At 58.0% G+C, this 26416-nt stretch carries 24 protein-coding genes, 2 tRNA genes, 2 other RNA genes and 2 pseudogenes; 13 read left to right on the top strand and 17 right to left on the bottom strand.

The genetic code is table 11. The annotated features are described in order from the left end of the window. Positions 1-36: 36 nt before the first annotated feature. Both sdeB and sdeA read right to left on the bottom strand, forming a co-directional pair. Positions 37-3180, bottom strand: coding sequence for a multidrug efflux RND transporter permease subunit SdeB (gene sdeB, locus AC4PR2_RS22090; protein WP_197801545.1), 3144 nt, complete (start codon positions 3178-3180; stop codon positions 37-39). A 24-nt stretch (positions 3181-3204) separates the two neighbouring features. Further along, positions 3205-4392, bottom strand: coding sequence for a multidrug efflux RND transporter periplasmic adaptor subunit SdeA (gene sdeA / locus AC4PR2_RS22095; RefSeq protein ID WP_346420171.1), 1188 nt, complete (start codon positions 4390-4392; stop codon positions 3205-3207). Between the two features lie 295 nt (positions 4393-4687). On the opposite strand from sdeA, the gene AC4PR2_RS22100 reads away from it, so the two are divergent. After that, on the top strand, positions 4688-5044 hold the full coding sequence (locus AC4PR2_RS22100; protein WP_004928813.1) for a helix-turn-helix domain-containing protein: 357 nt from the start codon (positions 4688-4690) through the stop codon (positions 5042-5044). Between the two features lie 69 nt (positions 5045-5113). On the opposite strand, the gene AC4PR2_RS22105 is transcribed toward AC4PR2_RS22100, so the two are convergent. The 6 genes and pseudogenes from AC4PR2_RS22105 to AC4PR2_RS22130 form a co-directional block, all read right to left on the bottom strand. Next, positions 5114-5809, bottom strand: a complete 696-nt coding sequence (locus AC4PR2_RS22105) for a hypothetical protein (protein WP_492175459.1) — start codon at positions 5807-5809, stop codon at positions 5114-5116. A 146-nt stretch (positions 5810-5955) separates the two neighbouring features. Then, a non-coding RNA gene (locus tag AC4PR2_RS22110) (RtT sRNA) lies at positions 5956-6075 on the bottom strand. A gap of 213 nt (positions 6076-6288) precedes the next feature. Continuing rightward, positions 6289-6408: non-coding RNA, RtT sRNA (locus AC4PR2_RS22115), on the bottom strand. 47 nt (positions 6409-6455) lie between these two features. After that, positions 6456-6545 (bottom strand) — tRNA-Ser (locus AC4PR2_RS22120). A 262-nt stretch (positions 6546-6807) separates the two neighbouring features. Continuing rightward, a pseudogene (locus tag AC4PR2_RS22125) lies at positions 6808-8058 on the bottom strand (hypothetical protein); the annotation flags it as partial. Between the two features lie 103 nt (positions 8059-8161). After that, a tRNA-Ser gene (locus AC4PR2_RS22130) sits at positions 8162-8251 on the bottom strand. A gap of 447 nt (positions 8252-8698) precedes the next feature. Here AC4PR2_RS22130 and AC4PR2_RS22135 point away from each other — a divergent pair. The 6 genes from AC4PR2_RS22135 to AC4PR2_RS22160 all read left to right on the top strand — a co-directional run bounded on the left by AC4PR2_RS22135 (position 8699) and on the right by AC4PR2_RS22160 (position 15596). Beyond that, positions 8699-10165 (top strand): peptide MFS transporter, encoded by a 1467-nt coding sequence (locus tag AC4PR2_RS22135; RefSeq protein WP_049202801.1) that lies wholly within the window; start codon positions 8699-8701, stop codon positions 10163-10165. 126 nt (positions 10166-10291) lie between these two features. Further along, positions 10292-11233: a glyoxylate/hydroxypyruvate reductase GhrA gene (gene ghrA, locus AC4PR2_RS22140; RefSeq protein ID WP_142109693.1), complete on the top strand. Its 942-nt coding sequence runs from the start codon at positions 10292-10294 to the stop codon at positions 11231-11233. Between the two features lie 90 nt (positions 11234-11323). Then, positions 11324-12061: a phosphatase gene (locus tag AC4PR2_RS22145; protein WP_049202798.1), complete on the top strand. Its 738-nt coding sequence runs from the start codon at positions 11324-11326 to the stop codon at positions 12059-12061. Positions 12062-12103: 42 nt separating this feature from the next. Further along, complete coding sequence (locus AC4PR2_RS22150) at positions 12104-12682, top strand: TorD/DmsD family molecular chaperone (RefSeq protein ID WP_038875853.1); 579 nt, start codon at positions 12104-12106, stop codon at positions 12680-12682. 158 nt (positions 12683-12840) lie between these two features. Next, positions 12841-13494: a tellurite resistance TerB family protein gene (locus AC4PR2_RS22155; protein WP_159318948.1), complete on the top strand. Its 654-nt coding sequence runs from the start codon at positions 12841-12843 to the stop codon at positions 13492-13494. A gap of 68 nt (positions 13495-13562) precedes the next feature. Beyond that, the gene (locus tag AC4PR2_RS22160; RefSeq protein ID WP_047727774.1) at positions 13563-15596 is read left to right on the top strand and encodes a S9 family peptidase; all 2034 of its coding nucleotides are present in this window, start codon (positions 13563-13565) and stop codon (positions 15594-15596) included. Between the two features lie 35 nt (positions 15597-15631). On the opposite strand, the gene exoX is transcribed toward AC4PR2_RS22160, so the two are convergent. Then, positions 15632-16300 (bottom strand): exodeoxyribonuclease X, encoded by a 669-nt coding sequence (gene exoX, locus AC4PR2_RS22165; protein ID WP_197659216.1) that lies wholly within the window; start codon positions 16298-16300, stop codon positions 15632-15634. 424 nt (positions 16301-16724) lie between these two features. Here exoX and dksA point away from each other — a divergent pair, with 424 nt between their 5' ends. Further along, positions 16725-17150: an RNA polymerase-binding protein DksA gene (gene dksA, locus AC4PR2_RS22170; RefSeq protein WP_049270193.1), complete on the top strand. Its 426-nt coding sequence runs from the start codon at positions 16725-16727 to the stop codon at positions 17148-17150. 194 nt (positions 17151-17344) lie between these two features. Next, a complete protein-coding gene (pip, locus tag AC4PR2_RS22175; protein ID WP_061872130.1) occupies positions 17345-18298 on the top strand; it encodes a prolyl aminopeptidase in 954 nt (317 codons plus the stop codon). Positions 18299-18331: 33 nt separating this feature from the next. Here the strand turns inward: pip and AC4PR2_RS22180 are convergent, their stop codons facing one another. Continuing rightward, a complete protein-coding gene (locus AC4PR2_RS22180; protein ID WP_033638067.1) occupies positions 18332-18562 on the bottom strand; it encodes a DNA polymerase III subunit theta in 231 nt (76 codons plus the stop codon). A 344-nt stretch (positions 18563-18906) separates the two neighbouring features. Here AC4PR2_RS22180 and ftnA point away from each other — a divergent pair, with 344 nt between their 5' ends. From ftnA to AC4PR2_RS22200, 4 genes are all read left to right on the top strand, one after another. Then, positions 18907-19425 (top strand): non-heme ferritin, encoded by a 519-nt coding sequence (ftnA, locus tag AC4PR2_RS22185; protein ID WP_025302449.1) that lies wholly within the window; start codon positions 18907-18909, stop codon positions 19423-19425. Positions 19426-19717: 292 nt separating this feature from the next. Continuing rightward, complete coding sequence (gene yobA, locus AC4PR2_RS22190) at positions 19718-20134, top strand: CopC domain-containing protein YobA (protein ID WP_046686875.1); 417 nt, start codon at positions 19718-19720, stop codon at positions 20132-20134. A 2-nt stretch (positions 20135-20136) separates the two neighbouring features. Then, entirely contained in the window at positions 20137-21018 is an 882-nt protein-coding gene (gene copD / locus AC4PR2_RS22195) for a copper homeostasis membrane protein CopD (RefSeq protein WP_060440195.1), read from the top strand. Positions 21019-21087: 69 nt separating this feature from the next. Beyond that, positions 21088-21429 carry a YebY family protein gene (locus AC4PR2_RS22200; RefSeq protein WP_025302452.1) on the top strand — a complete coding sequence of 114 codons (342 nt, stop codon included), beginning with the start codon at positions 21088-21090 and terminating at the stop codon, positions 21427-21429. A 324-nt stretch (positions 21430-21753) separates the two neighbouring features. On the opposite strand, the pseudogene AC4PR2_RS22205 reads toward AC4PR2_RS22200, so the two are convergent. The 7 genes and pseudogenes from AC4PR2_RS22205 to AC4PR2_RS22235 form a co-directional block, all read right to left on the bottom strand. Continuing rightward, a pseudogene (locus tag AC4PR2_RS22205) lies at positions 21754-22832 on the bottom strand (tyrosine-type recombinase/integrase). Beyond that, a complete protein-coding gene (locus AC4PR2_RS22210; RefSeq protein WP_072071914.1) occupies positions 22768-23076 on the bottom strand; it encodes an excisionase in 309 nt (102 codons plus the stop codon). Before AC4PR2_RS22210 ends, AC4PR2_RS22205 begins: the two are co-directional and overlap by 65 nt. Positions 23077-23138: 62 nt before the next feature. Then, positions 23139-24779, bottom strand: a complete 1641-nt coding sequence (locus AC4PR2_RS22215; RefSeq protein WP_492175460.1) for a DUF4942 domain-containing protein — start codon at positions 24777-24779, stop codon at positions 23139-23141. After that, on the bottom strand, positions 24772-25599 hold the full coding sequence (locus tag AC4PR2_RS22220) for a ParB/RepB/Spo0J family partition protein (protein WP_492175462.1): 828 nt from the start codon (positions 25597-25599) through the stop codon (positions 24772-24774). Before AC4PR2_RS22220 ends, AC4PR2_RS22215 begins: the two co-directional genes overlap by 8 nt. 6 nt (positions 25600-25605) lie before the next feature. Further along, entirely contained in the window at positions 25606-25926 is a 321-nt protein-coding gene (locus AC4PR2_RS22225; RefSeq protein ID WP_492175463.1) for a hypothetical protein, read from the bottom strand. After that, positions 25916-26227 (bottom strand): hypothetical protein, encoded by a 312-nt coding sequence (locus AC4PR2_RS22230; protein ID WP_492175464.1) that lies wholly within the window; start codon positions 26225-26227, stop codon positions 25916-25918. Before AC4PR2_RS22230 ends, AC4PR2_RS22225 begins: the two co-directional genes overlap by 11 nt. Next, entirely contained in the window at positions 26224-26403 is a 180-nt protein-coding gene (locus AC4PR2_RS22235; RefSeq protein WP_492175465.1) for a hypothetical protein, read from the bottom strand. Before AC4PR2_RS22235 ends, AC4PR2_RS22230 begins: the two co-directional genes overlap by 4 nt. Between the last annotated feature and the right edge of the window lie 13 nt (positions 26404-26416).

A 26416-nucleotide genomic window follows, 5' to 3' on the forward strand; every position in this document is an offset into this window, starting at 1 on the left:
GGCAATGCCCGACCTTTTTGCATGTTAAGACGGTGATTACGCCGTTTGCGGCTGTGCCTTGCGCGCCACCAGGCGGCGCAGGGTGACATAGAACACCGGCGTCAGGAACAGCCCGAACAGCGTGACCCCCAGCATGCCGGAGAACACCGTGATGCCGGTGACGCCGCGTACTTCGGCGCCGGCGCCGTGGCCGAGGATCAGCGGGATGGTGCCGGCGATGAAGGCGATAGAGGTCATCACGATCGGGCGCAACCGCAGGCGACAGGCTTCCAGCGCCGCCTCGACGATGCCTTTGCCCTGCATTTCCAGCTCGCGGGCGAACTCGACGATCAAAATGGCGTTCTTGCAGGCCAGCCCCATCAGAACGACCAGCCCGACCTGCACGAACACGTTGTTGTCGCCGCCGGTCAACCACACGCCGAACAGCGCCGACAGCATAGTCATTGGCACGATCAGGATCACCGCCAGCGGCAGCGTCCAGCTCTCATACAGCGCCGCCAGCGCGAGGAACGCCAGTAGCACCGCCACCGGGAATACCACCAGCGCGGCGTTGCCCTGGGTCGATTGCTGATAACTCAGATCGGTCCACTGGATGTTCATGCCGTTCGGCAACAGCTTATCGGCCATCTGCGTCAGCGCACTCATCGCCTGGGTAGAGGAGAGCACGCGCGGATCGGCGTCGCCGATCAGGTCCGCCGCCGGGAAACCGTTATAACGGATCACCGGATCCGGGCCGTAGGTGGTGCCGATGCTGACCATGCTGCCGATCGGCACCATTTCGCCTTTGTCGTTGCGGGTACGCAGGTTGGCGATGTCTTCCACGCTGTCGCGGAACTGGCCGTCGGCCTGCGCCATCACCTTCCAGGTGCGGCCGTAGCGGTTGAAGTCGTTGATGTAAGACGAACCGAGGTAGGTCTGCAGCGTGCTGAACAGCGCATTAAGCGGTACCCCTTGCGCCTTGGCCTTGTCGCGATCGATTTTGGCGTCCAGCTGCGGCACGTTGGCCTGATACGAGGAGATTGGGAACCCCATGCCCGGCGTTTGCATAATGGCGCCGGACATGGTGTTGATCGCCGTCTGCAGCGCGCCGTAACCCAGCCCGCCGCGATCTTGCACATACAGCGAATAGCCGGAACCCTGGCCGATGCCGAGGATCGGCGGCGGCATGATTGAGAAGGCGAAGCCTTCCTGAATCTGTGAAATGCGCGCGTTGATCTCGGCGTTGATCTGCGCCGCGGTGCGGGTACGGGTGCTCAACGACTCCAGCGCGAAGAACACCGTGCCGGTATTCGGCGTATTGGTGAACTGCAGCGCATTCAGGCCGGGGAAGGCCACCGCATCGGTGACGCCGTCCACGCTCAGGCCGATGGCGCTCATCTTGCGGATCACTGCATCGGTGCGCTCCAGCGAGGCGCCTTCTGGCATCTTAACGCCGCCGATCAGGTACAGCTTGTCCTGCGTCGGGATAAAGCCGCCGGGTACGGTCTTGAACATCACGCCGGCGGCGGCCAGCAGCAGCAGATAGACGACGAACACCGCGCCGCGCCGGCCCAGCACGCGGGAGACGCCGCGCTGATAGCGTTGCGAGCCGCTGGCGAAGAAGCGGTTGAACGGCCGGAACAGCCAGCCGAACAGCCGGTCAATCAGGCGTGACGGCAGATCTTTCGGCGCGCCGTGCGGTTTAAGCAAGCGCGCCGCCAGCGCCGGCGACAGGGTCAGCGAGTTGATGGCGGAGATCACCGTCGAGATGGCGATGGTGACGGCGAACTGCTTGTAGAACTGGCCAGTAACGCCGGAGAGGAACGCCATCGGCACGAACACCGCACACAGCACCACGGCGATGGCGATGATCGGGCCGGAGACCTCGCGCATCGCCTGGTGCGCCGCCGCCAGCGGCGACAGCCCCTCTTCGATATTACGCTCGACGTTTTCCACCACCACGATAGCGTCATCCACCACGATGCCGATCGCCAGCACCAGCCCGAACAGGCTGAGGGTATTGAGCGAAAAGCCCAGCATATACAGCGCGGCAAAGGTGCCGACCACGGAGATCGGGACCGCCAGCAGCGGAATGATCGAGGCGCGCCAGGTCTGCAGGAACAGAATGACCACCAGCACCACCAGGATCACCGCTTCCAGCAGGGTATCCACCACCGCGCGGATCGAATCGCGCACGAACACCGTCGGATCGTAAGGCGATTTCCAACTCATGCCGTCCGGGAAGCGGGTCGCCAGCTCGGCCATCTTGCCGCGCACCGCGTCAGACAGCTCGATGGCGTTGGCGCCCGGCGACTGGAAGATACCGATACCGACCGCATCCTTGTTATTGAGCTGGGCGCGCAGCGCGTAGCTGCCGGAGCCCATTTCGATGCGCGCCACGTCGCGCAACCGTACGATCTCGCCGTTGTCGCCGCTCTTGAGGATGATGTTGCCGAACTCTTCTTCGGTTTGCAGGCGGCCCTGGGCGTTGATCGACAGCAGATAGTCGCTGCGCGTCGGCATCGGCTCCGCGCCGAGCTGGCCGGCGGAGACCTGCACGTTTTGTTCCTGCATGGCGCTCACCACGTCGGAGGCGGTCAGGCCACGCGCGGCGACCTTGTTCGGATCGAGCCAAATGCGCATCGCGTACTCACCGGCGCCGAAGATCTGCACCTGGCCGACGCCCGGCAGACGGGCGAGCTCATCCTTGACCTTCAGGGTGGCGTAGTTACGCAGGTACAGCGAATCGTACTTGCCGGAAGGCGACACCAGATGCACCACCAGCGTCAGCGCCGGAGACTGCTTCTGGGTGGTGATGCCCTGGCGGCGCACGTCTTCCGGCAGGCGCGCTTCGGCCTGCGCCACGCGGTTTTGCACCTGCACCTGTGCCTGATCGGGATCGGTGCCGGGGCGGAAGGTGACGGTGGTCACCAGCACGCCGTCGGAACCGGCGACCGATTTCATGTACATCATGTTTTCGACGCCGTTGATCGCTTCTTCCAGCGGCGTGGCCACCGTTTCAGCGATCTCTTTCGGGTTGGCGCCCGGGTATTCGGCGCGCACCTGCACGCTGGGCGGCACCACGTCCGGGTACTCGCTGATCGGCAGCAGCGGGATGGCGATCGCTCCGGCGACAAAAATCAGGATCGACAGCACCGCGGCAAAGATCGGCCGGTCGATGAAAAAACGGGAAAAGTCCATGGGTCAGAAGTCTCGGCTGGGAGCTTAATTGAGTGCGGAAGCGGTGGAGGTCATGGCGACGGCTTTCGCGTCGACCGGCATGCCCGGCATAAACACTTTCTGCATGCCGTCGACGATCACCCGATCGCCGTTCGCCAACCCTTTCTGCACGATGCGCAATCCTTCGGCCATGCGGCCCACGTCGATGTCGCGGCGCTGCGCCTTGCCGTCTTTATCGACGATGTAAACGAACTTGCGGTTCTGGTCGGTCATCACCGCTTTATCGTCGATCAGCATGGCGTTGAACTCGGCGCTGCCGGGCATCTGTACCCGGGCGAACAGCCCCGGCGTGAAGCGGCGCTCGCGGTTGTCGAGCAGGGCGCGCATGCGGATGGTGCCGGTCCCGGCGTTCAGCTGGTTATCGGTGAAATCCACCAGCCCCTGATGCGGGGTGCCGTCTTCGCCCACCAGGCCGACCTTCACCGGCAGGCGAGCGTCGTGCCGGCCCTGCTGCTGATAGCGCAGGAAGGTGGCTTCATCCACGTCGAAATAGACGTAGACCTTGTCAAGCGACACCAGCGTCGTCAGCACGCTGGCGCTGTCGCCGGCGGTGACCAGGTTGCCGGCGGTGATCATTGCGCGGCTGGCGCGCCCGTCAATCGGCGCGGTAACGCGGGTAAAGTCGAGATTCAGCTGCGCCATGTCGAGCTGGGCCTGTGCCGCCAGCACGTTGCTTTGCGCCTGCGCGGCGGACGACCGGCGCTGCTCCCAAACTTCCTGAGAGATGGCCTGAGTGCCGATCAGTTTCTCGGTGCGCGAGGATTCGCTGCGCGCCAGGGCGGCCTGGTTGCGTGCCCGCACCAGCTCGGCCTGCGCCTGTTCGCGTGCGGCGCGGTAGGTGCGATCGTCGATGGTGAACAGCACCTGGCCTTTCTTCACCTCGTCGCCTTCGGTGTAGTTGACCCGCTCGATGTAGCCGGAGACCCGTGGGCGCAGCTGCACGCTTTGCACCGCTTCGACCCGGCCGTTGAAGGCATCCCATTGGCTGATGGGCTTGACCACCACGCTGGCGGCGCTGACCACCGGCGGCGGTGGCGGGGCGTTGTGCGCGACGCTGTTGTCGCACCCGGCGAGCAGGGTGGCCAGCAGCGCCACCCCGGAGAGCCGCTGGCCCAGAGCGACGGCGCGCGTGCGGCCGCCGGCGTTGAACGATGAGTTTGGTTGATTTGCCATTATTTTTATTCCGATAAGTAAGCGCGGTCAGGCCCCATACCCGGCCCTGTTCTCCGGGATTCGCCCCTGCGCCGGCGTGCGGCGAGGGGGCGGCTGCGCCCAGCAGCGGCGCAGCGTTAGGTTTTGAAACACATTGGTGTCACATTAATGTATCAATATCGGTTACATTAATTGGGTGGAGTATAGTGGCGGCTTTCCGGTAAATGCAATAATAAAAATTGCATTTAAAGCGAAACTGTTGCAACGTATGTGCATCGGGCAGAGGGTGACCCTGCCGAATGATGGGAGCATCAGCATGAACACTACGGGCTTTATTACCGATTTGAAGGCGTGGATCGACAACAATCTGGAAGAGAAACTGGATATCAACACCGTGGCGGACCGCGCGGGCTATTCCAAATGGCATCTGCAGCGCATGTTCAAACGCCAGACCGGCTACGCGCTGGGGGAGTATATCCGCATGCAAAAACTGAAAGTGTCGGCGGAGCGCCTGGCCAACAGCGGCGAGCCTATCGTCAGCGTGGCGATTTCGCTCGGCTTCGACTCACAGCAGTCATTCAACCGCAGCTTCAAACGCCAGTTTGGCCAAACGCCGGGCGACTGGCGCCGCGCGTTGGCACAGCCGGCGTCCATGGGGCGCACGCACCACTGAGCGGTTGGGCAGTGGGGATAAAAAAGCCTGAATTTGCGTTCGGGCTTTTTTGTCTTTACCCGTGGGGATTCAAAAGTTGTCGCAACTGCCTGACTTCGCCACCGTGTCGCTGTCGCGGCAGAATATGCGAATCGCCTCGTTGAGGGAGTTTGAACGAGAAGGCGTCCAGTAGTTTTCAATGACCAGATAGCGAACGGTATGCTGGCGGGAGTGGAAACCAAGGACGTCTAATATGCCTTCAATAGCGGCAAGTACAGGGTTCGACGAGTCGATTTCATAGCGAATGTCGACGATGGCCGCCTCCGGCGCCATCCAGGTGCGATTGGAAAGTGGCGGCACGCGAAACTTGAATGAGGAGTTCGCGGATAGGCGCTGGCCATCAAGCTCTTTAAATTCAGCGGCGGGAACATAGCTCTGATTGCCGCCCGGCAAGGTGATCTGCCCTTTTTCGTCGCGGGTGGCATACACATCCTCGGTGACTTTATAGATCACTTGCTGGACGTCGGGGGGAATGATGCGGAAGGATTTTACGGTACGATCCGAAGGCGTGTCATTCGACAGTTGGAACTCATAGGCTCTTCCGACGGATTGAACGAAAGCTAATGAAACGCTGCCGGCGAAGTACTGATAGGCGGCGCCCAATATCGCCACGAGAATCCCCGAGCCTACCAAAAATGCCGATATTTTCGCCAAACGGTTATTCGATTTTTCTTTAACGGGGCCTGTCTTTGGCCGCGGGGCATTGCCTTTCTTCTTACGCGCCACGTTTCTCCCTTGCATTACGCATTGGCCTATCTTTATGAGGGCATTATGGTCGACAGCTTATGCCGCTGTCGAGGGGCCCCCTCCTGGCCGGTGCGTTATGCATACAAAAAAGCCTGAACTTTCGCTCAGGCTTTCTCGTTAGAATATGGCGGTGAGGGAGGGATAGATTTGCTGCGCTCACCCTGCGGGCCGCCGTTGGCGGTCCAAAACGCAGGCGTTTTGTCGAACCCTGTCGAGGGTTCTCACCCTCCCGGTCGGTGCGCTATGCAAACAAAAAAGCCTGAACTTTCGCTCAGGCTTTCTCGTTAGAATATGGCGGTGAGGGAGGGATAGATTCGCTGCGCTCACCCTGCGGGCCGCCGTTGGCGGTCCAAAACGCAGGCGTTTTGTCGAACTCTGTCGAGGGCTCTCGCCCTCCCGGTCAGTGCGCTATGCAAACAAAAAAGCCCGAACGCGAGTTCAGGCTTCTTCGAAGAATATGGCGGTGAGGGAGGGATAGATTCGCTGCGTTCACCCTGCGGGCCGCCGTTGGCGGTCCAAAACGCAGGCGTTTTGTCGAACCCTGTCGAGGGTTCTCACCCTCCCTGTCAGTGCGCTATGCATACAAAAAAGCCTGAACTTTCGCTCAGGCTTTCTCGTTAGAATATGGCGGTGAGGGAGGGATTCGAACCCTCGATACACTTTCGCGTATACACACTTTCCAGGCGTGCTCCTTCAGCCACTCGGACACCTCACCATATTTATTTGTTGCGAAATCATCGCTGCAACGGGGCGCTACTATAGGGAGTGGGGCCGATCCGGTCAAGAATAATTTCTGTGTTTTTGTTCGTCCGCTCAAGCCGTGCGCACTTTGCTGAAAACTGCGGCGAACGGCAGGGCAGATGTCATGAATGGGCGAGAAAATCAGCGGTAAGGTTCGTGGATAACCGGCGGAAATGGGGATCACTGTCGCAGAGGGGGAAAGATGCTCGCCCCTCTCGGCGGTGCACTATTGACTAGTCCTGGCATAGGTTGACACTTTTATGCCTGTAAAACGCCTGATGCACCGCATCGGGCGATTTATATTTTAGCGACTGGTGAGGCCGCTCTCTGTTGTAAATTTCTATCGATTCCCTCACCATCTTTCTTGCCTGCTTCAGATCTGCCGGGCGTGATAGCAAAAACTCCGTCTTCAGTATCCCGTTCACCCTTTCCGCCAATGCGTTCTGATAGCAGTCATAGCCATCTGTCATTGAGCATATTAGCCCGTATTTTTCATGGATTGACTGGTAACCTGCTGAACAATATTGTATTCCACGGTCCGAGTGATGGATCAGTGGCTGAGTCGTTTTTCTCTGCTTTAAGGCCTGTTTCAGAGCCTGCACGACATTGTCAGTACGCAGATCGCTGTGTACATGATGGCCCATTATTTTCCTTGAGCAGGCATCCGTTATCAGACTCAGATAGACCATGCCATTCCGGGTTGGCAGATAGGTAATATCTGCTACCCATACCTGTTCTGGTCGCCTGACCACCACCTGTTTCGGTCCCGTTTTTAATAAATTGGGATGTCGTCGAAAACGATGATGGCTGTCCGTTGTTTTATGGTACGCCCGTCTGACTGGCACCAGCAGCCGACGTTCCTTCAGCAGAGAGAACAACCGGTCACGTCCGACATGCAATCCATCATCTGATTGTTTATTCAGTAGATAATGCAACTTACGGGTCCCGATACGCGCCTGACGTACTCTTATCGTTTTAACAAAATCGACGATCCGGACATCACGAGCCCGCTGCTTACTAAGCTGTGTATTGTGCTGATACCAGGCTTGTCGGCTGTGTCCCAGGAACTGACAGGCCCGGGTAATGGTTATTTTTTGGGGCTGTTTTTGCGTGAGGACTTACCTGGCCGCTTTTTTATGACACTGATCCCATAGTCATTTTTCAGCACGTTAACGACAGCATCCAGGAACTCCGCTTTCTGGGTGACCAGCTCAAGCTGTTCTTCAAGTTCCCTGATCCTTTGCTCAGGAGTTAAAGGGGCAGACGGTTGGCTCATGGGCAACTCCCGGCTGGAGAGAGAGGGAAGACCTGGGGCCCAGTTAAGGTGGCCATGCTTGCGTAACCAGGTCAGAACGGTCGAACGTCCCTGAATACCATAGCGCAGTTGAGCCTTGTTTGTAGGTCATTTCGCCTTTTTCAACCTGCTCAACAACAGCAATTTTAAAAGGCAAAGGATAGTCGCGTTGTGTGCGTTTAAACTCGGCCATTATCACGTTCTCCGGATTTAAGTCGAAAACGTGTCAACGCTATTCAGGACGGGTCACATGCAAAAAAAAGCCTGGACGCGAATCCAGGCTTTCTCTTTGAATTTGGCGGTGAGAGAGGGGTTCGAACCCTCGATACACTTTCGCGTATACACACTTTCCAGGCGTGCTCCTTCAGCCACTCAGACACCTCACCGTTTTGTTGTCGAAAACGCGTTGCGCTGTCGACGGGCGCTAATGTAGGAGAATCTGATCTCAGCGTCAACCCTCTTATTTCATTCTCATGACTGTTTAGCCAAACTTGCAGCAATTTGCTGATTTACCGAACGATATTCCCACTCGCGGCCACCGGCGGGCAGGGCAGGCAGCGGTTGGAATCCATGAAAGACGATTGTTTGACCTTTTTCTGTACAAATAGCTCAATATGTCGCCAATGAGATTGGGTTGTTTGCTGTTATATGCATTAATACTGGATTATTAGTCAGATGTGTCGCTAAATGGAATCATGTCGGCGCGGCGTTTTTGGCAAGGAATATCACGACGCCGCGCAGATTGCCGGGTGACAGGCCGGCGATATCGCAGACAGGGACAGACTCATTACATAATAATGCAGTAGAGGTTCGTTTTGACTCCTTCAGATGCCATGCCGGCGCCGCAAGCGCGCCACGCCATTCCCCCCGGTGCGGGGGCACTGTTCTTCATCCAGATCTTCGCCACGCTCGGCTTCGCCGTGCTTTACTCTACGCTGGTGCTGTACGCCACCAAGCGGCTGGGCTTCAACGAAAGCAGCGCCAACGCCATGATGGGCGTGTTCGGCGCCTTCAACTATGGCCTGCACATGTTCGGCGGTTACCTCGGCGGCCGATTCCTCAGCAACCGCAATCTGTTCGTGCTCGGCATGGTGCTGCAGGTGATCGGCTGCGCGCTGATTGCCGTCGCGGGCGTGTGGGGGCTGTACTGGGGGCTGGCGATGTTCCTGACCGGCAGCGGCCTTAACGTCACCTGCATCAATATGATGCTCACCCAGCGTTTCAAGCCGGACGACGATCGGCGCGAATCGGCGTTCCTGTGGAACTACGCCGGTATGAACCTCGGGTTCTTCGTCGGCTTTACCGTCGCCGGGTATTTCCAACTGACGGAAAACTACCGCGCGCTGTTCCTGTTCGCCACGCTGGGTAACGCGGCGGCGATCATCGTCGCCGTCTGCCGCTGGCGCATTCTGGCGGATCTCAATACCCCGCTGCACGACGCCAGCCGCAGCCAATACCGTTGGCGCATGCTGGTCGGGCTGGCGGTGCTGGTGGCGCTGGTGCCGATTATCCGCGTGATGCTGACCCATGCCGAGTTCAGCGGCCACTTCGTGATCGTGCTCGGCGCGCTGATCTTCCTGATGCTGTGCGTGGTGACGCTGCGCCACCATCCGCGCGATGAGCGCCGCAGAATGGCGGCCTATCTGATCCTGGCGCTGGGCTCGCTGGTGTTTTGGGCGCTGTATCAGCTGGCGCCGATGGGGCTGATGCTGTTCTCCGAGCACAACATCAACCTGAACGTTTACGGCATTCAGGTGGCGCCGCAGTGGATCCAGAACATCAACACGCTGGTGATCGTGGTGGGCGGCCCGCTGCTGGCCTGGTGGTTCAACCGCCTGCGCGCTCGCGGTTGCAACATCGACATTCCGCTGCAGTTCTCCGGATCGCTGTTCTGCATCGGGCTCGGCATGCTGGTGCTGCCGCTGGGTATCAGCATGGCGGGCGGCGACGGGCTGGTGGCATTCAAATGGATCGTTATCAGCTATGTGCTGCAAAGCGTCGGTGAATTGATGATCTCGCCGATCGGCTACGCCATGATCGGCAAGCTGGCGCCGCCGCGCTATCAGGGCGTGATGATGGGCTGCTGGATGATGGTGACCGGCGTCGCCTCGGTGCTGGCGGGCTACGTCTCCGGCCTGATGCCGGAAAACAGCGGCAGCACGCCGCTGCAAACCAACCCCGGCTACAGCGAAATCTTCAGCGCGCTGGGCTGGGGGGCGACGGGCGTCGGCGTGGCGATGCTGATTTTAATTCCGCTGCTGCGGCGCCTTATCCGGCGCGACGGCCCGTCCGCCGCCTGATTCGCTAACATGCACAACAGCCCCACTGGTCGGGGCTGTTTTTATTTTGGGCTTTAACGCTTGCATCCGGCGGCGAATCGCGGAAGGCTGGAGGAAAACCAATAAAAACAAACGGGAGCCCGCAGTATGAACATCATTTATTACCACCCCTTGTTTAACGCCCAGGAATGGCTGGCCGGCATCAAGCAACGCCTGCCGCAGGCCGAGATCCGCGAGTGGCAGCGTGGCGACGAGCGGCCGGCCGATTACGCGCTGGTGTGGCGCCCGCCGCACGAAATGCTGGCCAACCGCCGCGATCTGAAAGCGGTGTTCGCCCTCGGCGCCGGCGTTGACGCGATCCTCGATCAGGAGCGAAAGCACCCCGGCACGCTGCCCGCCGGCGTACCGCTGCTGCGGCTGGAGGATACCGGCATGGCGCAGCAGATGCAGGAATATGCGCTGAGCTATGTGCTGCGCTATTTCCGTCGTTTCGACGAGTATCAGGCGCTGCAGCAGCGGCAGGAGTGGCAGCCGCTCGATCCGCACTCGCTGGATGATTTTACCATCGGCATCCTCGGCGCCGGCGTGCTGGGGCAGAGCGTGGCGCGCAAGCTGACCGAGTTTGGCTTTAGCGTGCGCTGCTGGAGCCGCAGCGCCAAACAGATCGATGGCGTGCAAAGCTTCGCCGGGGAGGCGCAGCGCGCGGCCTTCCTCGACGGCGTCAAATTGGTGATCAACCTGCTGCCCAATACGCCGGAGACCGTCGGCATCCTCAACCGCGAGCTGTTCGCGCAGTTGAGCACAGGCGCCTATCTCATCAACATCGCGCGCGGCGCGCATCTGGTGGAGGCCGATCTGCTGGCGGCGCTGGAGCAGGGGCAGCTGGCCGCCGCCACGCTGGACGTGTTCGTCCGCGAGCCGCTGCCGCAGGATCACCCGTTCTGGCGTCATCCGCGTGTCACCATTACCCCGCATATTGCTGCCATCACGTTGCCGCAGCAGGCGATGGATCAGATCGCCGCCAACATCCGCGCGCTGGAGGCGGGGCATGCCCCGGCCGGCGTGGTAGACAGGCAGCGGGGGTACTGATCCTTCAGCCGCCGTTCGGTAACTGATAAGCTGTTATCGTCATCGCGCCTGTCCGTACCTTTGCGGGCGGGCCCTCTGGAAGGAGAAACAATGTACCCCGTTGATTTGCATATGCACACCGTCGCCAGCACCCACGCCTACAGCACGCTGCACGATTACATCGCCGAAGCCCAGCAGAAGGGCATCAAACTGTTCGCCATCACCGATCACGGCCCGGACATGGCCGATGCGCCGCATTACTGGCACTTTATGAACATGCACGTGTGGCCGCGCCTGGTGAACGGCGTGGGCATCTTGCGCGGCATCGAAGCCAACATCAAAAACCTGCAGGGCGACATCGACTGCACGGGCCCGATGTTGACCGCCACCGACGTAATCATCGCCGGTTTCCATGAGCCGGTGTTTGCGCCGCAGGATAAAGCGTCCAATACTGAAGCGATGATCGCCGCAATGGCGCAGGGGGACGTGCATATCATCAGCCACCCCGGCAACCCGCGCTACCCGATCGACATTCCCGCCGTCGCGGCGGCGGCGGCCAAATACGAGGTGGCGCTGGAGCTGAATAACTCGTCGTTCACCCACTCCCGCAAGGGCAGCGAGGCCAACTGCCGGGCGATCGCCGCCGCGGTGCGCGATGCCGGCGGCTGGCTGGCGCTGGGCTCGGATTCGCACGTCGCCTTTTCGCTGGGTAACTTTGAGCACTGTGAGCGCATTATCGAAGAGGTGGGCTTCCCGCAGGAGCGCATTCTCAACGTCAGCCCGCGCCGGTTGCTGGACTTTCTCGAGCGGCGCGGCAAGCCGGCGATTGCGGAATTGGCCGATTTGTGACATCGTCCCGGCAAATTTTTCCGTATTGTATAAGGCATTATCATGAATGAGTTTTCCATTGTCTGCCGCGTGCTGGGTACGCTGTTCTACCGTCAGCCGCAGGATCCGCTGCTGGTGCCGCTGTTCGCGCTGATCAAAGAGGGCAAGCTGCAGCAACATTGGCCGCTGGAGCAGGATGACCTGCTGAAGCGCCTGCAGCAGGGCTGCGACGTCAACCAGCTGGCGACCGACTTCAACGCGATGTTCGTCGGCAGCGAATGCAGCGTGTCGCCGTTCCGCTCCGACTACGTTGAAGGTGCCAGCGAGGCGGAAGTGCGCACCTTCCTCCAGCAGCGCGGCATGCCGCTGGCGGAGGCGCCGGCCGACCATTTCGGCCAGCTGCTGCTGGCGGCGTCCTGGCTGGAAGATCAGTCGCAGGAAGATGAAGCGCAGGCGCAGATCGCGCTGTTCGACGAGTTTCTGCTGCCGTGGTGCGGCCGCTTCCTCGGCAAAGTGGAAGCGCACGCCACCACCGCTTTCTACCGCACGCTGGCGCTGATGACCCGCGACGCCATCCAGGCGATGCGCGACGAGCTGGCGGAGTACGAGCAAGACGACGAAGCGGGCGACGAAGAAGCGTAACGCCGCAGCTTATCCCGGCGGGCCGCCCGGCCCGCCGATCCGCTAAACACAGGTTTGCATCCCCCAGACGTAAATTGACAAAAGATCCCCTAATCTGGCGGTTTACCGTCGGTTCGGCCGCGCCTGCGCGCCGCGCTTTTTCACGCAAGGGGTAGATGATGAAAAGTAACTGGATGCAGCAGATTCAAACGTTGATCGGGCAGAAGGCCGGCGCGATGGGCGGAGCAGAAGGCATCGGCAAGCTGCTGGCGCCTACGGCGCTGGGCGGCCTGGTCGGCGTGCTGTTGGCCAACAAATCCTCGCGCAAGCTGGTGGGCAAGTTCGGCAAGAATGCGCTGATTGTCGGCGGCAGCGCGGCGGTGGGCGCGGTGTTGTGGAACAAGTACAAGCAGCGGGTGAAGGAGACCCATCAGGGCGAACCGCAGTTCGGTTTGCAAACCACGCCGGTGGATCTGCGCGCCAAACGCTTGGTGCAGGCGCTGGTGTTCGCCGCCAAGAGCGACGGCCATATCGATGCCGACGAGCAGCGCGCCATCGATCACAGCCTGGCGCAGCTGCAGGTGGGGGAGGAGGCGCAGAGCTGGGTGCAGGAAGCGCTCGATCAGCCGCTCAACCCGGAATTGATCGCCCGCAGCGTGCAAAACGAAGACGAGGCGCTGGAGGTTTACTATCTGAGCTGCCTGGTGATCGACGTCGACCACTTTATGGAGCGCGGCTACCTCGATGCGCTGGCGCAGGCGCTGAAGATCCCGGCGGACGTCAAGCTGGGCATCGAGAGCGACGTCAACGAGAAAAAACGCGAGCTGGCATAGCGCCGCTTGGCAAGCCGGGGGGAATCGTGTCACTCTTGCCGCAATCTATGTAAGCGGATGATTTAGCAATGATGACCCCACCGAAAGCGGAAAAACGCCCTTATCCCATCACCATCCACGGCGACACGCGCGTGGATGACTATTACTGGCTGCGCGACGACGAGCGCGCAGACCGCCAGGTGCTGGACTACCTGCAGGCGGAGAACGCCTACACCGATGCGATGCTGAAACCGCAGCAGGCGCTGCGCGAAACCCTGTACGAAGAGATGGTGGCGCGCATTCCGCAGCAGGAACATTCGGTGCCTTACGTGCGCCACGGCTATCGCTATCAGACGCGCTATGAGCCGGGCAACGAATACGCGATTTCCGTGCGCCAGCCGCAGGCCGAGAGCGAGCACTGGGAGGTGCTTATCGACGGCAATCAGCGCGCCGAGAACCACGAGTTTTACACCTTGGGCGGGCTGGACGTCAGCCCCGACAATCAGCGGCTGGGGGTGGCGGAGGATTTCCTGTCGCGCCGCCAGTATGACATTCGCTTCAAGAACCTGGCCGACGGCAGCTGGGCGGACGAAGTGCTGGAGAACACCTCCGGCAGCTTCGAGTGGGCCAACGACTCCTCGACGGTGTACTACGTGCGCAAGCACGCCAAGACGCTGTTGCCGTATCAGGTCTATCGCCACGTGGTGGGCAGCGATCCGCAGCAGGACGAGCTGATTTACGAAGAGCGGGACGATACTTTCTACGTCGGGCTGGAGAAGACCACCTCTGAGCGCTTTATCCTGATCCACCTGAGCAGCACCACCACCTCGGAGATCCTGCTGCTGGACGCCGATCGTGCGGACGCCAAGCCGCAGCTGTTCGTGCCGCGCCGCAAGGATCATGAGTACGCCATCGATCACTATCACCAGCATTTCTACATCCGCTCCAACAAGGACGGCAAGAACTTCGGCCTGTACCAAAGCGAACAGGCGGACGAAGCGCAGTGGCAGACGCTGATCGCCCCGCGCGCCGACGTGATGCTGGAGGGCTTCAGCCTGTTCCGCGACTGGCTGGTGGTGGAGGAGCGCAGCGCCGGCCTGACGTTGCTGCGCCAGATCCACTGGCAGACTGGCGAAGAGAAGCGCATCGCCTTCGACGATCCGACTTACACCACCTGGCTGGCGTATAACCCGGATCCGGAGACCGCGCTGCTGCGCTACGGCTATTCGTCGATGACCACCCCGACCACGCTGTACGAGCTGAACATGGACAGCGGCGAGCGGACGATGCTCAAACAGCAGGAAGTGAAGAACTTCACGCCGGAAAATTACCGCAGCGAGCGGGTGTGGGTAAAGGCGCGCGACGGTGTCGAGGTGCCGGTCTCGCTGGTGTATCGCCAGGACAGCTTCCAGCGCGGCGCCAACCCGCTGATGGTGTACGGCTACGGCTCCTACGGCAGCAGCATGGATCCGGCGTTCAGCGCCAGCCGCCTGAGCCTGCTCGATCGCGGTTTCGTGTTCGTGCTGGCGCACATTCGCGGCGGCGGCGAGCTGGGGCAGCTGTGGTATGAAGACGGCAAGCTGTTCAATAAGCAGAACACCTTCAACGATTTTATCGACGTGACTGAAACGCTGGTCGCCCAGGGATACGGCGACGGCAAGCGGGTGTTCGCCATGGGCGGCAGCGCCGGCGGCCTGCTGATGGGGGCGGTAATCAACCAGGCACCGCAGCTGTTCCACGGCGTGGTGGCACAGGTGCCGTTCGTCGACGTGGTGACCACCATGCTGGACGAGTCGATCCCGCTGACCACCGGCGAATACGACGAGTGGGGCAACCCGAACGAGCAGGCCTATTATGACTACATCAAGCAGTACAGCCCGTACGATCAGGTGAAGGCGCAGGCATACCCGCATCTGCTGGTGACCACCGGCCTGCACGATTCGCAGGTGCAGTATTGGGAGCCGGCCAAGTGGGTGGCCAAGCTGCGCGAGCTGAAAACCGACGATCGGCAGCTGCTTCTGTATACCGACATGGATGCCGGCCACGGCGGCAAGTCCGGGCGCTTCAAGGCCTATGAGGATATTGCGCTGGAGTACGCCTTTATTCTGGCGCTGGCGGAGTAACGGTATTCGGCGGGCGGCCTGCGCCGCCCGCCGTGTTAGCCAACCAGATAGTATTTCAGCGTGTGCTTCATGTCCGGGCTCAGATCGTCGATGGATTTCAGCATCCAGCGCAGATAGCCGGGATCTTCCTGGGCGATGCGATCGATCTCCTGCCCGCGATACTTGCCGAATTTGAACTTCTTCAGCAGCACCGGTTGTTCGGTGATCTGCACCATTTGCTCCGGCGTCCAGCCCGAATCCTTGATGATGCGTTGCAGCAGCGCGGCGGTGACGTAGCAGTCATACAGCGCGCGGTGCGGGTACAGCGTGGCGTCCGCCGGTAGCTGCACATCCAGGTTCAGCGCATAGCGCAGATACTGGTTGCCGTACTTGATGTCCGGATACAGCGTGCGCGCCAGCTTGAGGGTACAGATCCAGGCGCCGTTCATCTCCGGCAGCACGCCGCGATCGAAAGCGGCGTTGTGCGCCACGTAGTAGGGGCTGCCCTGATAGCGGCCGATCGCCACCGCGATGCGCGGTTTGCCTTCCACCATTTGCTCGGTGATGTGATGAATCGCCATCGCGTCGAGGCTGATGGGGCGATCCGGGCTGACCAGATCGCTCATCGGGTTGGTTAACTGACCGTCGAGCAGATCGAGGGAGGCCACTTCCACCACGCCGCCGTCCAGCCCGCAGGTCTCGGTATCTATTACGCGTAACGTCATGTTTTCCTCCGCGTTGCCGTCAGCCCTCAGCTTAACCGGCACAGGCGGCCGTGCCAACCGCCCCCTCGCTACAGGCAATAAAAAACCCGCCTTGGCGGGTTTAATGACGGATGGAAGGACGCTTACTCACCAGACGGATGCGCTTTTTTGGCGCGTTTCTCCGCACGTTTCTCAGCTGGGGTTTTCAACGGCTTCTTCTTCGCATTCTTTTTGCTATCCATTCCCTTACTCATGATGGCCTCTCGTTACCTATGATTGGGTGGCTTGCTCAGCCATTAACCGCCTAAAGCCAAGAGGATGCAAGCGGCAAAGTGCAGGTTTAGGTTAACCGGCTGTTTGTGCATGAAATTTTGTTTTTGGATGACCGGGTGCTAAAAATAAATATTATGTTATAATGTTACACCTTTGGTGTTGGGAGAGCGCAATGACAGTCATGACGTTACCGGATGCGCAGCAACTGCTGGCCATGCCGGATTCTGATTATATGAACTCGGTTCAACGGGCGTTTTTCCGCCAACGGTTGCAGGACGAGCGGCAAAAGCTGCTGCTGCACATCGATGAGCTGAAAAAAGAGATCGACGGCGGCGAAGCGACGGGCGATGAAGCCGACAAGGCGGCGCGCGAAGAGGATCTGCGCCTGCTGTTCCGCCAGTTGGATCGCGAAAGCCGCCTGCTGCCGAAAATCGATGCGGCGCTGGCGCGATTGCAGAACGGCGAGTACGGCTACTGCCGGGAAACCGGCGAACCTATCGGGCTGGCGCGTCTGCTGCTGCGCCCGACGGCGGAGCTGAGCATCGAGGCGAAAACCGCACAGGAGATGCGTGAGCCGCATATGCGCAAAGGCGGCTAATTGAGTCCCGCCGGGGGGCGAATGTGCCCCTCAACCGATCGGACCAGTGGGCATTTTGCAGGCAGGTCGTTGTGATTTTGAGCAAACGCGCGCCGAGTTCTCGGCGCGCGTTCGAGTTTTCGGGTTTTACCGTTGACCTGCCGGGCGGCTTCCGCTTTGATGAAAGCATGACTCACAGAGAGACGGAAAGCGCCATGGAACAATTACGAGGTTTGTACCCGCCGTTAGCAGCATACGACAGCGGTTGGCTGGACACTGGGGATGGCCACCGGATCTACTGGGAGCTGAGCGGCAACCCGAACGGTAAACCGGCGGTCTTCATTCACGGCGGGCCGGGCGGCGGCATCTCCCCGCATCATCGTCAGCTGTTCGATCCGGAACGCTACAAGGTGCTGCTGTTCGATCAGCGCGGCTGTGGCCGCTCCCGTCCGCACGCCAGCCTGGACAACAACACCACCTGGCATTTGGTGGCCGATATCGAGCGGCTGCGCGACATGGCCGGCGTAGACCAATGGCTGGTATTCGGCGGTTCCTGGGGATCGACGCTGGCGCTCGCCTATGCGCAGACCCACCCGGAACGCGTCAGTGAAATGGTGCTGCGCGGCATCTTCACCCTGCGCAAGCAGGAACTGCATTGGTATTACCAGGACGGCGCGTCACGCTTCTTCCCGGACAAATGGGCGCGCGTGCTGTCCATTCTGTCGGATGAAGAGCGTAAAGACGTGATCGCCGCCTACCGGCAGCGGCTGACTTCGGCCGATCCGCAGGTGCAGCTCGAAGCGGCCAAGCTGTGGAGCGTGTGGGAAGGGGAAACGGTGACGCTGTTGCCGAGCCGCGAATCCGCTTCGTTCGGCGAGGATGATTTCGCCCTGGCGTTCGCCCGCATTGAAAACCACTATTTCACCCACCTGGGCTTCCTGGAGAGCGATGACCAGCTGCTGCGCAACGTGCCGCTAATCCGCCATATTCCGGCGGTGATCGTCCACGGCCGCTATGACATGGCCTGCCAGGTGCAGAACGCCTGGGATCTGGCTAAGGCCTGGCCGGAAGCGGAGTTGCATATCGTGGAAGGGGCGGGGCATTCGTTTGATGAGCCGGGCATCTTGCACCAGCTGATGATCGCCACCGACCGGTTCGCCGGCAAGTGACGTAAAAAACCCGCCGTTACGGCGGGTTTTTTGTTATTTGACCTTCGGCTCGTACGGCAGGCGCGAAAACCTGTGGGATTCCGCGCGGTAGTGCGCCACGCGCTCGCGAAAATAGTCGCGCAGCGCTTCCGGCTGCTCACGCTCCACCACTTCCGGGATCACCGGCATGTTGTAGCGCTCTTTGTACGCCACGCCTGAGGCGGCGAGATCCACGTTCACCCGGTCCATCTCTTCTTTAGACAGTTCGGCCAGATTGTAACCCACGCTATGCTCCTTACTTACTTTGCCGCTTTGAACCTGCGCAGAAGGTAATCCACCCGGGGGCGCTTGGCAAGCCCGTTGCGCCGCTGCCGTGGGCGATATTTATCCGGGAGTAATGTAATCTATTTATTCTTTTAAATAAGAATGATTCGCTTTTTGATTAAAATAAAAGATGAAAATAATTATCATGTTAATTCTCAATGTGGCGTTGATATTTTAATTTATTGATATATATGGTTTTTATAATTAATGTGATTTGAGTGTAAATAAGGTGTTTTTATTTTTACGGCAGCAGGGCATAATGCGCGGAAATTAAATTCATGACCTGCAAAATAAAAGGAATCATTATGCTGACGCAAGAAATGACTCAAAAGCTGAATGAGCAACTGAATCTGGAGTTCTACTCCGCCAACCTGTACCTGCAGATGAGCGCATGGTGCAGCGATAAAGGCTTTGAAGGCGCCGCCGCATTTCTTAAAGAGCACTCTCAGGAAGAGATGCAGCATATGCAACGTCTGTTCGACTACCTGAGCGACACCGGCTCTCTGCCGCTGCTGGGCAGCATCGCCGCACCGCCGGTAGCGTTCGAATCGCTGGCGGACGTGTTCCAGCAGACCTACGAACACGAACAGTTGATCACCCGTCAGATCAACGAACTGGCGCACGCCGCCATGACCGCACACGATTACTCCACCTTCAATTTCCTGCAGTGGTACGTGGCGGAGCAGCACGAAGAAGAGAAACTGTTCAAATCCGTGCTGGATAAGCTGGCGCTGGTGGGCACCAGCGGCAAAGGCCTGTTCTTCATCGACAAAGATCTGAAGAAAATGGGCGCGATGGGCCAGGGCGGCAACGGCCAGGCTTAATCCGCATCAGAACATCGAAAAACCGCGCGCGGGCGAGCCTGACGCGCGGTTTTTTTTACCCTGCGTTTATCGCGGTTATGCGGCGATACGTGCTGCCGGATCGCAAAATGCCAGAGATGCGCTCGACTTGCCGCAGCCTGGTCGTTATGATTTACCGCGATACGCTACAGGGATGGTAGAGTCAAAACAGCGGGTTAGCCGATACAACCCGTTTTTCTGTTTACCCGTGGCGCAATCACTTGCGGTGGGTTGGGGCCGCTGATACATCGCCTTGGCTGTGGCCTTAACCCTTATGACCCTCTTTATACTGTTAAGGGATACCACTGTGATCGGTAAAATTCGTTCCTCCTGTCGCCTGCTTTCCACCGTTTTCGTCCTGTTCGTCGGCCTGTCTTCGCAGCAAGCGCTGGCGCACGCCCACCTGAAAGTGGAAACGCCGAAGGCCGACGCCAGCGTCAGCCCGGCGCCGAAAGCGCTGACCCTCAGCTTCTCCGAAGGCATCGAGCCGAACTTCAGCGGCGTGAAAATCACCGGCCCGGACAACGCCGTGGTGAAAACCGGCAAGCTGCAGCTCGATCCGAACAACAACACCCAGGTCAATGTGCCGATCGAAGGCGAACTGAGCGCGGGCAAATACAACGTCAGCTGGCATGTGGTGTCGGTCGACGGGCATAAAACCAAAGGCCAGTACAGCTTCACCGTAAACTGATCGTGAGTCTGGCGACCCTGTTCGTTCTGTGTCGCTTGGTGCACTTTGCGGCGGTGATGCTGATGTTCGGCATCAGCCTGTTCACCGCCTTATTGTCACCGCAGCGCCTCTCCCCGATCCTCTCCCGCGATGTGCGCCCGCTGCTGCTTGCCGGCACCTGGATTGCCGGGCTTTCCGCCGTGGCGCTGCTGGCCATTCAGGCCGGGCAAATGGGCGACGGTTGGGAAGACGCCTGGCGGCTGGAGGTCTGGTGGGCGGTGCTCGGCACCACCTTCGGCGAAGTGTGGCGCTGGCATCTGGGCCTGTCGCTGCTGGCGATCCTGAGCCTGCTGCTGCCGGAAAGGCCGCGCGCGCAGGCGTTGGCGCTGTGTTCGGCGCTGCTGCTGGTCAGCCTGGCGTTCATCGGCCACGCGGCGATGCACGAAGGCACGCTGGGCGTGCTGCACCGGGCCAACCATGCGGTGCACCTGCTGGCCGCCGGCTACTGGTTCGGCTGCCTGGCGCCGCTGCTGGTTTGCCTGCGCTACCTGCAGCCGCCGCAGTGGCGCAGCGACGCTATCACCACGCTGATCCGTTTCTCGCGCTGGGGGCACCTGGCGGTGGCGGCGGTGATCGTCACCGGCATCGTCAACAGCCTGATCATTCTCGGTGGTTGGCCGCTCAACCTCGGCTCGCCTTATCAGCGCCTGCTGCTGATCAAAACCGCGCTGGTGGCGCTGATGGTAATGGTGGCGCTGGCCAATCGCTACGCCATCGTGCCGGCAATGAGCCGCGTGCCGGCGCTGGCGCAGCGCGGCGTGGTGCTGGCCTGCTGGCTCGAAGTCGGGTTGGGGATGGCGGTGCTGCTGCTGGTCAGTTTATTTGCAACCTATGCGCCGGTTTGACATTTCGGCTTGCCGCAACCGGGCAAGCTGCGGGAAAATCGATGTGAATAGCAACCTTAGGGCCAACACATGAAATCGGTATTACTCGGCATTACGCTGCTGGCAACCGCGACCGGCGCGCTGGCGGCAGACAAACTGGTGAACATCACCAAACTGGAATACGGCAAACAGTGGGCGTTCACCAAGGAAGAAGTGACGCTGCAGTGCCGCAGCGGCGGCGCGTTGTTCGTGCTCAACAACAGCACTCTGATGCAATACCCGCTCAACGACGCAGCGGAGCAGCAGGTGAAGAAGGGCCATCAGCGCGCGCAACCGCTGGAGGTGCTCCTGCTGGACGACCCTGCCGAACCGGGGAAAAAAATGAGCCTGGCGCCGTTTATCGAACGCGCCGAGAAGCTGTGCGCTGACTAACCGCTTGTTTGCCAACGTCTTGCCCAACGTACGCGGATTGATGCTCATTTGCCGCATAGTTATTTCGTCACGAAACTATCACGCGGCCGCCGGGCGGCTGGCAAAACTGGCGCGGTAGGCTACTCTTAAAGTGCACGGCTGAACAAGCCCTGCATTAAATGCCAACTTTTAGCGCACGGCTCTCTCCCAAGAGCCATTTCCCTAGACCGAATATAGGAATCGTATTCGGTCTTTTTTTATTTTCTTTATAATTCAATTGGTTACTTCACGCATTCCGAAATTCTCCGAAATTTCTCCGAATTTCCATATCCGGTCTTTTTATTGTTAAAGCAATGTAAACACTTTTTCACGCACATCCAAGTACTTTTCGGTCATTTTTCTGACTTGTGGCCGAGCAATTTTTGTGCAAAATCCTTTCCTTTTTCCTTCTCATATAGTCGTCCCGCCAAGCTGCGGATCTCGTGAAAAGTTGGAGGATTTTCACTAAACGCGATCCCGGAATTGTTTCGCGCTTTAACGAATCCTTTTGTTAGGCTATCAGGATGTACCGAACCATCGGGGCTGTTTTTGCGGATGCCGGCACTGACCAGATAATCGCAGCGGCTGACTAGGCGGCAACGGTCTATTACGGTACTCAGTTTTAACCCTGCGCTGTTTAGCGTCAGTGACAATGGTATGGCGATCATTGCTCCAGTTTTTATCTGGGTTATATGTAACCGGTCATCATAAATATTACTGAACTTCATTAGCGCTATGTCTTCGCGTCGCTGCCCGGTCACCAGCGCCAAATCCATCGCAAGACTGAACCAGGCAGGCTGTTGTTCGGCCGCTTCGCGAGTGGGTCTGTACGTGGTCCATTGCAATCGTTCGCGTGTAACCTCAACTTTTGGCGCTCGAGTTGGCCCTACTGGGTTTACGGAGGATCTCCCTTCCACAATAGCCTCTCTGAATATGTCGGAGAGTACCGATCGTAATGTTCCCGCCATAGTCTTTTTTCCCTCCATAATCCACGGTTCGAGAAATTCAGCTATATGTCGAGTTGTGATCTTCGAAAGCACCATAGCCCCCATTTTCGCACGGATAGTTTTGATATGACCGGCTCTCACCTTATAAGTGTTTGCGGCCAAATTCCGGCGTTGTAATATGATCTCGTATCTTTCAAGCCATTCTGTGAGCGTATATTCATGCTCACCCATCAACTTTTCTATCAGCGCAACAGGCGTGTATTGCTGCTCAATGTAATGGTTGGCCTCAATTGCCTGAGCGATAGCATCCCTACGAGATATTTGCCCAAGTGGGATTTCCTCTTTAGTTACAGGATTTCGCCAGGCAAAGGATTTACTTCCTTTTCGATAAGTCAGATTTTTTGGTAAATTCGCATCGTATCTTTTTCTCTGACTCATTGATCAATCTCTCCAGCAACGGACTTTTTTTACCAATACGGCCATTAGGCTGATGTTGCTCTAACTTCATGCCGCATTTTTTCGGTTTGATATAAAAGGCATCGGGATCAACTTTGTACTCACGTCCTTCCAGCTCTGGTGCAGGGTAAATGTTTCCATTTCTCGCCCAGCGCCGCAGAGTCCCCACACTTGGCGGCTCGTCGTAATACTTGTTTGCCCATTTAGTCAGGGAAAGCTTTTGCATACTCACCTCATGACCGGCTGCTAATGTACGATTCTGGCCGGTTGAAAACTGAATCTTGAAATTCACTTACGGTCTGCTTTCAGCAGAACAACCGAAACGCTGGTACCGTCGAACTCGTTATCTATAAGGCCGGACCATGAACAGGACCAGCCGGGTAAAATGTCTTTCTTCTGCATCCCACTTGGCAGTATTGCTACAAGCCGGCCACCAACGTTTACCAGGCTTGCTGCGGCTTCTACGTGGGCTTTGGCGCGACCTTCGCTGAATGGTGGGTTCATTACCACCTTGTCGAAGCGCTCGGTGGTGGACTCAGCCCATTTGATAAAATCGGCTTGCTCAACGGTTAGCCCTTTTGCTTCCAGTACGCGACAATGTAGAGCTGATATTTCCACACAGCAGGTTTGATCTGCCGGCATTAATACAGCGATGTTCCCGGTGCCAGCACTCGGTTCCAGGCATTTTTCTCCCGGCTGTATTTCTGCCTCAGATACGGCCCATTCAGCCAGTGATTCCGGGGTTGGATAGAACTGGTGCGATTGATGGTCTGGAATGCAACCAGAAGCGATTATCTCGCCCAGCACTCGGGCGGGGTCGTAATCGAACTCCCAGATGTTGATGTTTTTCTGAGGACCAGCTTTGATTAGCACACCACCGATCATTTCCAATACTTTGCCCGCTTGCCCTCGTATTGCCTTGTCCTCGTCGCGCCAGTCAAAGCGACGGTTGTGCGGGTTGGTAGTGAGCGGTTGTGTCCAGTCGTCCCATCGATTGCGTTGAATCGGGAGGTGGCGTTCTGCTTTTAACCCCGCCAGCACTTCCAGAACGGCGAAGGGAAGTGGCTTGCTCATCAGCACGAAATCTTTAAGCTTTTTCTTGGGCTTTTGGCGGAACTCAGGCGGGATAGCCATCGGATACAGGTGCGCCAGAATGCAGTTAAGTCTCCAGGCCATTTCCGGGTGAACTTCAAGGTGTGCTGTGCCTTTCAGATAGGCCCGTACACGCAATGCTCCACCGTCAAGCACCAGCCATTCACCGTGGCGGTACCGGGCTTCTTGTAGCGCATCGTCGGTTACGCGCCAGCGGGGTTCATCTCGGCCCATAAATTTCGCTACAACCTGCCGTAGATCCTGGATATAGCCGCTCATATCGTGATTCGTCATGCCGTAATCGGTGAACACACGGGCGAGGATCATGCGCTTGCCGAAACCTTCTGGCCTGTTGGTTACGTGGTCGCCGGAAAGAGCGCGGAAAATACCGTCTACGCGCTCAGAGAAAAATTTCTGACGCGAGTTCAGCAGTTCCATTATTGTTGGCCGCACAGTTTCTTCTTCGAAATCCGGTGTTTTCATCTCGCGGATCTGCTCGTTCCATTCTGTCCGGCGATTGTTTGGCATATATTCGTAGACATCGGTCATATTCAGGGCTTTTTGCCAGAAGGTGGAATTCAAGCTGGCGATGGCTCCTTCGAGTTTAAAAAGTTCACCTACACCTCTAATATAATGGCGACGATCCTGATCCTGATTACCTTCCAGGAAGTGATGAACCGATGCATGGTGTGAATTAATTAACCCGGCCATCATTTCCACATCGGTGCGCAATTGCTTGTACTGCCCGATTAGGGAGTCAACCAGGTCGGAAGATGCAGGGGCGAAAAACGCCCCATCTAATACTTCACCGTGGATGGTTTCGATTACATCACCCATTATCTGTATTCTCTCCCAACCGGCGATAATCGTTTAGGATGGCGTTAATCTCTTCACGCGTTCCTTTTGCCAGCAGCAAAACGTCGCCTTCCTCACGGGTCATTGGGGCCGCATCGTAAAGAAGTTCACATAGTCTGCGGGCTTTCTTGGCGCTGAACTCACGGTTGATAACGGATTTAGTAACTTTCTTCTTGCCCTGAGTCCGTGCTTTTTCAACGTCATTCGCTAAAACCTTTCCAGCAGATTCACCGTGAGTTTTCACGCGCTCAAGGGCAGCATCAACGGCAACAGCACCATCTTTAACCAGTGTTTGCACATCATGGTTGGTCTGACTTAACGCCAGCAGCTTATCGACCGTTGTACGGCTTTTTCCAACAAGCGTGGCGATTTCATCAGGGGAAAGGTTAAATCCGGCCAGTTCTTTGACGACCCGCGATTGCTCGTAGGGAGTAAGCGCAAGTTGGCTGTTGCTGTTCATGATGCGTGCTATGCGCTCTACATCGCTACCTGTGAACGGCATGATTGCTATCCACTCAGCAGGTTTACCGGCATCACGACAACGTATATAGGCTCTATGGCGCCTGTGGCCTTCAACAATCCACACGCCACCATCATCGCGCGGGCGAACTTCAAGAGGTGGAACTGGCTTACCCGCTGACAGGTGATTAAATAGATCATCGTCTGCGGCTTGGGACACCTCGCTATCTTCGCGCGGGTTGAAGCCTTTTTGAACGTGAATATCGTCCAGCCGGATTAGCAAACCGTTTTTTCCGCGCTTGATTATTTTGTCATCAATGAGTTTATTAATTGAGTTAGCCATAGCCGCTTACCCCTCCTTCTTAAACGTTATTACTGCTGCTGTCATGGCTGTTTCATCATCACCCGTCTGCGGCATTCCTGGCATTACCGATCGGAACGCGGCAAACCGACCATCCCACACAAGGCGGTCCCACTCACCGCTGCTGTCTTTGTAGATAATGAGCACCGGCAGCGTGCCTAATGTGGCTTGGAGTTCGGACAAGACCAGCTCTGCGCCGTTGGTCACGGTCATTGTGGGATTGACATCGTCATACAAGTCCCATATACGCAAGAGCTGCACCCCGTCGTATACAGATAATTCAGAGCGATACACCGGTTTATTGTTCATCGGTGTTCTCCTTGCTGATCGCTTGTATCAACACGTCGGCATACCAAACCTTGTTGCAATACTGGAATATGTCTTCTTCTCGCTGAATCCATATTCCTGGTGCAATAGCAAAGGCGATTGCCTTACGCATGGCATGGTTTTCTTTCATAAACTGTTGCACATCGGCTGTGGCTAGCATTACCCCTGGGATTTTTCCTGCCTCAATCATGGAGTAAATACGGTTAGCAACAACATCGCGACCGTCGCGGTGGCGTAATTCTGATGCGGAGGCGATCGCTTCAATAATTTCTTCACGTTTCATTTTCTATATCCTAATTTTGAGATGTTGTGCCTTTTTAACTCAGGTGGCAGTTCAACAATTCCATAGTGACGGCGGTAGCCGTTTCGCATTTGCCAGATGATATGCAATGTGTGGTCTTTGAAGTCATCTGGCTCGGTTCTTCTCGGAAATAAAAGGCTGTCGGTGTTGTCGCTCATTTTAAGTTTCTCA

Source organism: Serratia sp. A07, from assembly GCF_058725505.1.

Bases quoted from the DNA above. Each gene is read 5' to 3' on its own strand.
- sdeB (WP_197801545.1), bottom strand. From the start codon at position 3,180: ATGGACTTTTCCCGTTTTTTCATCGACCGGCCGATCTTTGCCGCGGTG.
- sdeA (WP_346420171.1), bottom strand. From the start codon at position 4,392: ATGGCAAATCAACCAAACTCATCGTTCAACGCCGGCGGCCGCACGCGC.
- AC4PR2_RS22100 (WP_004928813.1), top strand. From the start codon at position 4,688: ATGAACACTACGGGCTTTATTACCGATTTGAAGGCGTGGATCGACAAC.
- AC4PR2_RS22135 (WP_049202801.1), top strand. From the start codon at position 8,699: ATGCCGGCGCCGCAAGCGCGCCACGCCATTCCCCCCGGTGCGGGGGCA.
- ghrA (WP_142109693.1), top strand. From the start codon at position 10,292: ATGAACATCATTTATTACCACCCCTTGTTTAACGCCCAGGAATGGCTG.
- AC4PR2_RS22145 (WP_049202798.1), top strand. From the start codon at position 11,324: ATGTACCCCGTTGATTTGCATATGCACACCGTCGCCAGCACCCACGCC.
- AC4PR2_RS22150 (WP_038875853.1), top strand. From the start codon at position 12,104: ATGAATGAGTTTTCCATTGTCTGCCGCGTGCTGGGTACGCTGTTCTAC.
- AC4PR2_RS22155 (WP_159318948.1), top strand. From the start codon at position 12,841: ATGAAAAGTAACTGGATGCAGCAGATTCAAACGTTGATCGGGCAGAAG.
- AC4PR2_RS22160 (WP_047727774.1), top strand. From the start codon at position 13,563: ATGATGACCCCACCGAAAGCGGAAAAACGCCCTTATCCCATCACCATC.
- exoX (WP_197659216.1), bottom strand. From the start codon at position 16,300: ATGACGTTACGCGTAATAGATACCGAGACCTGCGGGCTGGACGGCGGC.
- dksA (WP_049270193.1), top strand. From the start codon at position 16,725: ATGACAGTCATGACGTTACCGGATGCGCAGCAACTGCTGGCCATGCCG.
- pip (WP_061872130.1), top strand. From the start codon at position 17,345: ATGGAACAATTACGAGGTTTGTACCCGCCGTTAGCAGCATACGACAGC.
- ftnA (WP_025302449.1), top strand. From the start codon at position 18,907: ATGCTGACGCAAGAAATGACTCAAAAGCTGAATGAGCAACTGAATCTG.
- yobA (WP_046686875.1), top strand. From the start codon at position 19,718: ATGACCCTCTTTATACTGTTAAGGGATACCACTGTGATCGGTAAAATT.
- AC4PR2_RS22200 (WP_025302452.1), top strand. From the start codon at position 21,088: ATGAAATCGGTATTACTCGGCATTACGCTGCTGGCAACCGCGACCGGC.
- AC4PR2_RS22210 (WP_072071914.1), bottom strand. From the start codon at position 23,076: ATGCAAAAGCTTTCCCTGACTAAATGGGCAAACAAGTATTACGACGAG.
- AC4PR2_RS22215 (WP_492175460.1), bottom strand. From the start codon at position 24,779: ATGGGTGATGTAATCGAAACCATCCACGGTGAAGTATTAGATGGGGCG.
- AC4PR2_RS22220 (WP_492175462.1), bottom strand. From the start codon at position 25,599: ATGGCTAACTCAATTAATAAACTCATTGATGACAAAATAATCAAGCGC.
- AC4PR2_RS22225 (WP_492175463.1), bottom strand. From the start codon at position 25,926: ATGAACAATAAACCGGTGTATCGCTCTGAATTATCTGTATACGACGGG.
- AC4PR2_RS22230 (WP_492175464.1), bottom strand. From the start codon at position 26,227: ATGAAACGTGAAGAAATTATTGAAGCGATCGCCTCCGCATCAGAATTA.
- AC4PR2_RS22235 (WP_492175465.1), bottom strand. From the start codon at position 26,403: ATGAGCGACAACACCGACAGCCTTTTATTTCCGAGAAGAACCGAGCCA.